Source organism: Methanospirillum hungatei, assembly GCF_020216685.1.
Taxonomy (GTDB): domain Archaea; phylum Halobacteriota; class Methanomicrobia; order Methanomicrobiales; family Methanospirillaceae; genus Methanospirillum; species Methanospirillum hungatei_B.
In genome coordinates this window covers 1-10,000 of the sequence record NZ_JAIWNS010000021.1, presented here as the reverse complement: position 1 = coordinate 10,000, position 10,000 = coordinate 1, and the positions used below count along the sequence as shown (strand labels likewise).

The window sequence follows — 10,000 nt, the reverse complement described above, 5'->3', positions numbered from 1 at the left end:
TCAAGGACAACTTTTTCATTTCCTTCATCCCAGTATGCTTGGTTTTCCTTAATCAGTGTCTTATATCGTTCCCAGTTGGTAGTAAATATAGTAAGCTCCGTTTTTTCAGAATCCAGAAGGTTCGAGGTCTGGTAATTTTGCATCAACTGATCAACAAGTTTTATATTTTCATCAAATTTTTTCCGGGTATTTTCTCGTTCCTCAGGTATGAGTAGATATTTGTAAAAATCACCCCTGATTTCATATAAAACAGCATCGGCTGAACCCAGATCCTGAATTGGGATAAGCCGATCATTATATACTGATGTCAGACTGGTGTTCATTGTCTGCATATTAGAATATCCAATGAATGCAACAATACCCACTATCGCTGCGATAAAGAGAAAACTGCCAATTAATTTTTTTCCAATAGAAATGTTGTCTATGATAGTCATGGTTCCCTCTCCTGTTTCAACTTTTTACCCGGTCTTCATCCCTGACATATACCTGATTCTTGTTCTTTTAGTATATAAGCATAGGTGGCAGCAAGTAACCAATGAATTTGTCGCCTGCGTTCATGGAAGATAAGTCTTATCGGGAATGACCAAAACAGGCTAAAAATCTGGGAATGACAGATATCATTTCGAAACATTCTTTAAGATGATAATACAGCCATATGGATTTCTAAACTGCTGATGCGATCTGAAAAAGAAGTATTAATGGTAGATGCATGAATGTGTCCTATCTGGGGGTATCTGAACAGATCCCATGAAATTAAAGGAAGATCTGACTGGCAACTATGGAACCTGCCCGATTATCCATGATTTTGGTCCGATTGCAGCAGGCATCCCGTACATCTCTGCACCTGGATAATCTTTTGAAATCTTTTTCCACATTCTGGCTGCTGCATTGTACCATGGTTTCAGATCTTCATAAGGTGTAATGCCCATTTCGACCGGGGAGAACTTATTCTGCTCTGATTCATAGTCCTGGTAATTTTCTGATAGTGTCAGGGTGTAGGACAGGAATGATACAACTTCTTCTGCCCGTGGATACTGTTCCTGACTGACATTCATCCTGATAAGGGTGTAATAAGTCCCGGCGAGCGAGTCATGAACAGCAGTATTCATCTTTCCGACCGGGAGTGTTTCCCCGGTGCAGATCTTGTATATGGTGGTGTTAGCCTTATCAAAGAATTCATCATCATCAAACGGTGGTTCCTGTGCTGGCGGTGCAAGCGGCAGCTGGACCTTTGGAAGGGGGGTCATGTCTGCATTTCCTGCTGATGTCAGACTGAAAATAAGCAGACCCGCAATGAACAAAACCAAAATACGGCTCATAAAACATCATTGTGACGTTATATGCCAAAGGGTTGCCGGTATTGGAGCTCTTTGAAAAAAGAGGTTTCAGGGCCGGAAAAAGGACCTGTTTGGTTTCGCCTCGGCGTATGGCATGTGATAGAATTGCTGGTAAAACTGCTCTGCTTCTTTCTCAATATCGACAGCAATGTCCGGGTGGAGCACGCTGACCTGGTAGAAGAGACCAAGTACAAATCGTGGGCTCCCAAAATCCCATGATGGTGGCATGAGATGGATCCGGTGGTGTCGAACCGCATTCACATCGATGCCCTGTTCTGCACAGATTGCATAGATATCTTCAAGAGGAGTTGACAGAAATCCTGATACCATGATAACATCCGGATTCAACTGGTTGATAAATGCCGGATCCACCATAATCCCGGGTTTTCCTTTCCGGGGGAGATTTACGTTAACCGGTTCACCCCCAGCTGCTCTGACCATCGCGTTTTCAAACCTGTCTTCATTTAAAATAAATAATGGAGTTCCCATAACATACAAAACCCGTGGTCTGGGTTTATTCTCTACAAGGGATGAGATGAATGCAATCCGATCCCGAATATATGCGATGAGTAGATCACCCTTTTGAACCGTTCCGGTGATCTCCGCAAGATGTGCAATGACCTCATAGAACGTCTCAATCTTCTGGATTTTTTTATGAAGTGTGTCGATATAATTTTGAGAGATAAAATCCATCCACACCTTTGCACTTGTTTTCTCATCCTGAATATCAAGACAGGTGGTGATAGCCTTGATGACTTCAAGAGCACGAGTCGGGCGATACCCTCCCATCATACCCTCTTCCTGGTATGCATTTTGTGCAATCGTACCAATATATGGAATGTGAAATCCACAGGAACAGGTCCATTGTGTGGATTTGTCGATCACCCTGGCCCCCATTGGACCATAAAACTCCCGTCTTACAATGATTTGACCGCACTTTGGACATCTGGTTTGAAGATATGCTGAACCCGGTGAATTAAAGAGATATACATATCTGGCAAATTCCCGCAGTTTATCACACATCTTTTCAGATGCACGGATGCCCGGTTCAAGAGCCAGATCAGCCGGACCAAAGGGGATAAATCTCATAACCAGAATGGGGATCTCCGGGCTGATTTCAACAATACGCCGGCCTGTTTTTATCAATTCTTTTTCTGATCCTTTTTCATATACCACGGTCACTTCGACATGGATGCCTGAATCCACAAGTTTCTTGATATTTCTGAACACCGGTTCTGATGATCTCACGCCACATGCGTGATAGGCGGCATCGTCGCTTCCCTTAATCCCGACAGCGACCGCATCAACAACCGGTATCATCAGGGATAATGACTCATCAGTGAAATACCCGTTTGTGGAGCAGCCGATCAGGAGTCCTGCCTGTTTCGCCTGGTGCGCCAGAGCAAGAAAGGATGGAAATGATACCGTTGGATCATTGAGAGCAAATACGATTCCCCTGCATTTCTCGCTGATAGCACGGGAAACCATGTCTTTAGGTGTAGTATGAATCAGTGAAGGGGTAAATTCTGCGGCTGTTCTGGTCAGGAGATCTGATACACATCCCACACATCTGAAATTACAACCAACGGTACTGACCTGTAAAAATTTTTGTTTCGGATAAAAATGTAGGAACGGGATAGTCTCAATACTGACCGGATATTCAACAAGATATGAATTTGGATGCCGTTCATGAATCTGCCCATCATGGCAGGTATACATTCCGCATGATCCGGACTGGTTCTCCTGAATATTACAACGCATCTCACATACTGAACAGATTGTCATTGGTTTTCCTTTATTTTCTGATGATAAGCCAGAACCCTGAGTCGTCCTGTATCAGATCATAGGTCTGGATTTCTGCCTTTTCCAGTTCTTTTTTAATCCGGTCTGGATTATTCGTCATCATCCGGTTAGAAACCCCTTTTGAAAATTCCGGATCCATCTCAGCCATGGTTGCATGAATCTCTTTTTTCAGCTGTGCATTCCCAAATCCTCCCCCGATAAATGTCATTCCACCTGGTGACAGAACTCTGTACATCTCTTTAAATGCCAGATCCAGATTATCCCAGAAGAACCAGGATCCCCTGCTCACAATCAGATCGATTGAATTATCTTCAAAAGGGATGTCATGAACATCTCCAAGAACTGGGACCACTCTTTTGACAAGTCCTGCATCGGTTATATGTTCATAGGCAATTGCCAACATCATGGGAGATGCGTCAAAAGCAAATAGTTTTAGCTCAGATTCCTGTGCAAGGGCCAGGGACAGGTGAGCAGGTCCACACCCTGCGTCAAGAGCTACTCCCCTTGATACTTTGGTCCTATCCAGAATCTGCCGTGCAATAACCGGGTAAATCGGAGCAAATATCTTCGATGCAGTTTCATCAAATGCCCGAGCCTGCTCTATATCCATCCGATCATATCGTGTGGTTTCATTTTCACTGTTTTGTGCATTATCGTGTGTATTCATGTGTCACTCCTTCAATTCATGATTGTATGGGCATATTCCTGATTATCCCCGGCTGATAGCATAGGGATGCAGATCTTTCTGCCATTGTCACCTGGAATGGTCATGATGCATACTTCTGCATCATAAGCCTCCCGCATAATCCCTTCGTTTATGATTGATTCTGCTGATCCGGTTCTGGATAGCCCTTTATTCATCATCATCCCTACCTGTCCCGATATGAGGAATGCGTGATCAGGAAAGTGGGTGGCCATCAGAATAGAAAGGCCTTGTTCGCTCAATTTTCTAATAGTACGAAGAATCTTCATCTGATTTCCCAGATCCAGGTGAGATGTGGGTTCATCAAGAAGAAGAATCCGTGGCTGCTGAGTCAGAGCCCGTGCAATGAGGACAAGTTGATACTCTCCGCCACTGATATCAGTGCAGGGACGGTCAGCCAGATGTGATACTCCGACGGTTTTCATGGACTCCTCTGCAATCATCATATCAGAATCTGACGGTGAAGAAAGCGGACCCAGATGGGGTGATCTCCCCATGACAACCACGTCCCGAACCGGAAACGGGAAGGAGGGAGTATGTGATTGGGGGACATACCCAACGATCCTGGCTGATCGTGCCGGGCTGAGTGTCTTCAATTCTTCACCATCAATGTGGACGGAGCCAGATTCGGCTGTCAGAAGACCGGCAATACATTTTATCAGGGTTGATTTGCCTGTCCCATTCGGACCGATCAGACAGAATATTTCTCCTTTTGCAAGGGACAGGTTGATACCGGAAAAAATGGTGGTTTCGTCTTTTGCATGATAACGAAAAGAAAGATCAGAGATAATTAATGGATTAGTCACTACTTCCACCCCGTCTGTGTCTTCCTGAGAAGGTATGCAAATACCGGTGCTCCCACGAGTGCAGTAATAATCCCGATAGGGATTTCAGTAACCGTTACCGTCCGTGCGACGGTATCCACGATCAGAAGATATGTTGCTCCTACTAAGGCAGCGATAGGAATGAGCAGTTTATGATCCGGACCCACCAGGATCCTGCCTACATGAGGGATAACAAGTCCTATCCATCCGACTATTCCACATATAGAAACAGCAGCAGCTGAAATTAGCGTTGCTGAAATGATGATAATCGCCTTTTGTTGCCTGATATCAACACCAAGTGCCCGTGCATCCTCTTCACCCATGGAAAGAACATTAATCCGCCACCTGACCAGGTAAAGAATAAACATTCCTCCAAGCAGCAATGGCCCGGCCACCATCAGATCGGAGTTTGATATGTGGTTAAATGAACCCATCAGCCAGAAAACAATGGCCGGCAATTTATTGAGAGGATCTGCAACATATTTTACCAGTGAAGTCAGGGCCTGAAAAAGAGCTGCGACCACAATACCGGCAAGGACCAAAGTGAGGGTTGTGCTGACCCGGTAAACCCGGCTTATCATATATGCAAGTCCTACCGCGATGATCCCAAAGAGGAAAGCAAATGTCTGGGTAATAAATATGTTTTCAGTCAGGAGAAGGGCAAGTGCTGCTCCAAAGCCTGCACCGGCAGAGACTCCCAGAATATCCGGAGATACGAGCGGGTTTCGGAAAAGTCCCTGGAATGCAGCACCAGCAACAGATAAAGCAGCACCTACGAGAATTACTGCGATAACCCGGGGAAGCCGGACATCCACGATTACACTTCTGACTGTAGGCGAGAGGTCAGGAGATGGAATAAAACCGGAAAAAATAGCATTGATTACGTCATAAGGGGGTACGTCGAATCGTCCGACCATAAGAGAGATCAGAGTCGTGCTACAAAGAAAAAGAACCAGACCTGTCTTTAGCAGGGTGTAATTTCGTCTTCCCCTAAACTCTTTTTTTACAGGATTTCTTATCATAAGCGTTTACTCTGGTATCAATGACATGGATCATATCAGATATCCTGTCAAAAAAATGAAAAAATGTTCTCCGGGAATTACTTATTTCCCATGTTTGTCTGGTTTGTCTGTCCCTTTCCTGCACTTATGGCAGATGCAAATTCACCAGAGAGGACCTTATCGACCTGTTCGTCGGTTAACTCATAGGAGAAGATCTCCTGGTAGAATTTTTTGACCTCATCCTGCATGGAGATGTCATTAAATCGTTCAGGATATGCAATTTTAGCCATCCAGAGCGGGTGAAGGACTGCAGACTCTGCGGTTGGCCGGTTCCATACAAACACACCATTTGGAAGCCGGAATACCTGGCGGTTCTGAACTGCCTTAACACTAGCCCACTTCGGATCATTGTACACATCTTCAGGTGATCCGGTATCAATGACCAGAATATCCGGGTTCCACTTCAGGACCTGTTCCATGGAGATCTCATCAAGACCTGCATGAATTCCAGGCCTGACACCAGAGGTATTTACTTCGAGTGCAGCGTTTTGAAGACCGGCGTTCTCAATACGCTCCTGCATGTAGCTGTCTCCACCATAGGTGATGAGGTGATTTGCATCATATCCGTTAAAGAGAACTTTCTGCTCAGAAAGTGGAATGTCTCCGATACGTGATTTCACTAGTGATAACGTAGAGTCAAGATAGTCTGCATATTTCTGTGCCCGATCTTCTTTTCCATAGATAGAGCCGATAAAGGTGACTTCGGCTTTTGTCTGCTCTACATTACCGTCGGAGTTCTCAAAGAAGTAAACAACCGGAATTGAAGTCTGTTTTTCAACAATCTCCCCGTCTACATTCCCTGCAAGAACAAACTGTGGTTCTGATTTGATCAATTCCTCAATATTGATAATTCCATTTGTCTGTCGTGGTGCAGCAATATTTTTCAGGTTCGGGTCCATGATGTTGAGAAGCTGCGAATTCTTACTCCCGATTGAAGTCGCAACAATGGTATCCTGAACACCAAGAATATAGGGGACCTGACCGATTGGGCCTCCAAAAAATGCAACACGTTCAATAGCTTCCGGAATTTCGATTTCATTTCCGGTCATATCAGTAATGATACGAGTTTTACTCTCTTCTGCACATACCGGCATTCCAAGGAATAGAGCTCCAAGGATTGCACAGATGATAAACAAAATGTATTGTTTCATTCAGTAACTCCAGTGATACCGATTTTTGTTATCTCATCACATATGATTGCACATAGTCCGGATATTGAATAGCCGGAGTACACTCACACAATGAATATGACGAGTGAAAAAAAGGTACACTGGTGGAGGTATATATTTACTTATTTGAATTGGTTAATCAATTGGTTTAACAATTGAAAACCTGTTGGTCGATCAAATCTCCCTAAACTCCGGATGGAACTGCGTGTTCATTTTAAAAGATATCTACCTGAAATTGCAGATGGAAAAAGAGATTGGTTTTCAGAATCATTCAGTATTTAAATTGGAGTATGCCAGGAAACTTCTTTCGGAAGGGTGACGTTCTCACCATAAATCCCTGAGCCAAGCCACCAGGTATCATCCACTGCCTCAACATATCCAAGTTTCTTCTCAACAGCATTGTTGTGGCCAGGATTTACATAATGAAAGACAACAAATCCTGATCCGTTCAAAGCTACATCACGCAGATTTCGGATAAAGTACTCATTTTCTGCATCACGCTCTTTTAGTCTGCTCTTTCCGATTAATTCGGTCTGGAGCGGGTGGGCAAGGGTGATTCCGTCAAAATCATAGGCATAGATGTAGAGGTTTCCTCTGAAGAATGATCCGCTCCGGTTACTAAATTCAGCAAGGACATCTTCCTTCTTATTATCCCGGGCATATTGAACCGCCTCCTGAACAAATGCAACCATTTCTGCAACAGGTTTGTCCAGAGAATCTGATGCCTGGTTATTCTCTGTTTGTACTTCTGATTGTGATAGGTCTTTTGTGAGGTTGGTTTCTGAAATGGTGATTGGTTCCACAATGTCAGGGCTATCCTGCAGATCTGCTGAAAGGGAGGCAATACCGAGCAGAAAAACCAAACAAATAATGAAGTAATGAGTCATGATTTCATTATTGGATGTGATAATACATGGGATTTTTGATTCAGGATTCCCTTTGGGTATGTAACAACTCTGGTCTGAATATCGTTTGGAATCCCAATGACCCAGAGTGGACGTCTGGTATTCCTTTCGGGTACAATGCGTATATCGGTTCAGCTGGTCACAACCAGGCATGAGTTTATTCTCTCATAGGACTTATATGCCCTCTCATGGTCATTAGTATGGAATGGAAGATCCGAGAACTGACGTACAGCACTCCCCATCTGACAAGATACTGACCGATCCACCCTTTTATCTTCCCGAATTTGAGGCATCCTACCGGTACATCATTGATGTGTACGAGGTGCCCCCTCGTGACATTGCAATATTTATCCCCTGTGCGGTGCGAAAACCATACAGTACCAGTCCGAGTCACCGGATCATGCGAGCGATCATCGATGAGGTTCTGCAGCCTGATTTATATCATATCGTGATCTTTGGAACCTGTGGTATCCTCCCGGCAGAACTGGAAACCATGTATCCTTACGCTCATTATCAATATATGCTGGGAAAAGTGAAGGATCCATCCATACAGGAGGATTTTCTCAGGATTGAAACCGAACGGGTAGCGGGGTATCTTCAAAAAACGAAAGATACGTATAAAAAGAGAATTGCCTATTGTATTGGACCGTTCCGGAGGGCATTGATCCAGGGATCCGAGCTGGCAGGAGTCCCTATTGATATGATCATGCCAGGAAAGGATGTAATTCATAAAATAATGGAACTTGACTGTCCTTTTCAGGAAGGAAGCCTGAACATGGAGGAATATCTTGAAGAGTTCTATAAAGGTCTTGTTTTTATACGAGATTCTTTATAGTTAATATAAAAATATTAATATATTAGCATATGGATCCTTGGCTTTTCCTTACCTTCATATCGTTCCGGGCATAGTGTTTGAATATGTGATTCCATAGAAGGCCGCTATGGGGATTTTGGAACCTGATCCATGTCTGGTCAGGGGTCTTAAATACTCAAAATGAGTTTATTTCCTAATAATGGACTCAAATTTAGGGTAATCTGAATGGATGTGGTGTTTTTCATCTTGGAAATAAGGGGGAAGGTTAAAAAAAAATTATTCTTCAAGGGTTGAGATGTCGCCTGGATCAACTCCCATCTCTTTTGCCTTGAGGACACGTCGCATGATCTTCCCGCTTCTCGTCTTTGGCAGCTTATCCATAAATTCTATGCCGGATGGCATGGCGATTGGGCCGATGGTCATCCTGACATGGTATGTCAGTTCGGAGACGAGCTTCTGACTTGGTTCATATCCCTGTCTGAGGATGACAAAGGCTTTTACCGCCTGTCCTTTCACCTCGTCCGGAACACCGATGACGGCAGCCTCTGCAACTGCTTCGTGGGAGACCAGGGCTGATTCCACCTCTGCCGTTCCCAGATTATGACCGGCGACGATGATGATATCATCAGATCTTCCCAGAACCATGATGTATCCGTCCTCGTCCTTTACCGCAAGATCACCGACGGTATACCAGTTTTTAATCTGGTTCCAGTACTGCTTATACCGGTCCGGATTATTGTAGACGGTCCGCATCATCGATGGCCACGGCTCCTTGATGACCAGCAGACCTCCCTGCCGTGCAGGAACCGGATTGCCTTCCTTGTCCACCACATCTGCCACAACTCCTGGTATAGGAACGCCTGCAAATCCGGGTTTCATAGGCTGTCCAAGCGGGGTTGTGATCATGTGCATACCTGTTTCCGTCTGCCACCAGGTATCAAGGATGGGGCACCTGTTTCTTCCGATAACCCGGTAGTACCATTCAAATGCCTCCGGGTTGAGGGGTTCGCCGACCGATCCGATGATCCGGAGGGAGCTGAGGTTATACTTATCCGGCCATTGCTCACCAACCTTCATGAACATCCGGATGGCGGTTGGAGCGGTGTAAAAGACCGTTACACCAAACTCTTCAATAAGACTCCACCAGACTCCCGGGTCAGGATAATCAGGGGTGATCTCGGTGATGAGCACTGTAGCTCCTACTGAGAGCGGACCATACACGATATAACTATGTCCGGTGATCCAGCCCGGGTCGGCAGTACACCAGTGGACATCGTTCTCTTTGAGATCAAAGATGTATTTGCAGGTGTAATGAGCTCCGACGAGATATCCTCCGGTGGTATGAACAATCCCTTTTGGCTGGCCGGTCGTCCCGCTTGTATAG

10 protein-coding genes are annotated in these 10,000 nt (G+C 44.8%); 1 reads left to right on the top strand and 9 read right to left on the bottom strand.

The window, feature by feature from the left end:
- The 8 genes from LDL35_RS01280 to LDL35_RS01245 form a co-directional block, all read right to left on the bottom strand.
- A partial coding sequence (locus LDL35_RS01280; protein WP_304018705.1) for an MCP four helix bundle domain-containing protein occupies window positions 1-434 on the bottom strand: 434 nt, incomplete at its 3' end.
- A gap of 342 nt (window positions 435-776) precedes the next feature.
- Entirely contained in the window at window positions 777-1,319 is a 543-nt protein-coding gene (locus LDL35_RS01275; RefSeq protein WP_304018704.1) for a hypothetical protein, read from the bottom strand.
- A 66-nt stretch (window positions 1,320-1,385) separates the two neighbouring features.
- Window positions 1,386-3,122, bottom strand: coding sequence for a radical SAM protein (locus tag LDL35_RS01270; RefSeq protein ID WP_304018702.1), 1,737 nt, complete (start codon window positions 3,120-3,122; stop codon window positions 1,386-1,388).
- A 10-nt stretch (window positions 3,123-3,132) separates the two neighbouring features.
- Window positions 3,133-3,807: a class I SAM-dependent methyltransferase gene (locus LDL35_RS01265; RefSeq protein ID WP_304018700.1), complete on the bottom strand. Its 675-nt coding sequence runs from the start codon at window positions 3,805-3,807 to the stop codon at window positions 3,133-3,135.
- Between the two features lie 11 nt (window positions 3,808-3,818).
- Window positions 3,819-4,649, bottom strand: coding sequence for an ABC transporter ATP-binding protein (locus tag LDL35_RS01260; RefSeq protein WP_304018698.1), 831 nt, complete (start codon window positions 4,647-4,649; stop codon window positions 3,819-3,821).
- Window positions 4,649-5,689, bottom strand: a complete 1,041-nt coding sequence (locus LDL35_RS01255) for an iron ABC transporter permease (RefSeq protein ID WP_304018697.1) — start codon at window positions 5,687-5,689, stop codon at window positions 4,649-4,651. Before LDL35_RS01255 ends, LDL35_RS01260 begins: the two co-directional genes overlap by 1 nt.
- Window positions 5,690-5,766: 77 nt before the next feature.
- Window positions 5,767-6,879, bottom strand: a complete 1,113-nt coding sequence (locus LDL35_RS01250) for an ABC transporter substrate-binding protein (protein WP_304018695.1) — start codon at window positions 6,877-6,879, stop codon at window positions 5,767-5,769.
- A gap of 296 nt (window positions 6,880-7,175) precedes the next feature.
- A complete protein-coding gene (locus LDL35_RS01245) occupies window positions 7,176-7,760 on the bottom strand; it encodes a cache domain-containing protein (protein WP_304018694.1) in 585 nt (194 codons plus the stop codon).
- Between the two features lie 247 nt (window positions 7,761-8,007).
- Between LDL35_RS01245 and LDL35_RS01240 the strand changes: the two genes are divergently transcribed.
- Window positions 8,008-8,637, top strand: coding sequence for a DUF5591 domain-containing protein (locus LDL35_RS01240; RefSeq protein ID WP_304018692.1), 630 nt, complete (start codon window positions 8,008-8,010; stop codon window positions 8,635-8,637).
- Window positions 8,638-8,892: 255 nt separating this feature from the next.
- Here the strand turns inward: LDL35_RS01240 and LDL35_RS01235 are convergent.
- Window positions 8,893-10,000: AMP-binding protein (locus LDL35_RS01235; protein WP_304018690.1), on the bottom strand; the 1,108-nt coding region annotated here is incomplete at its 5' end.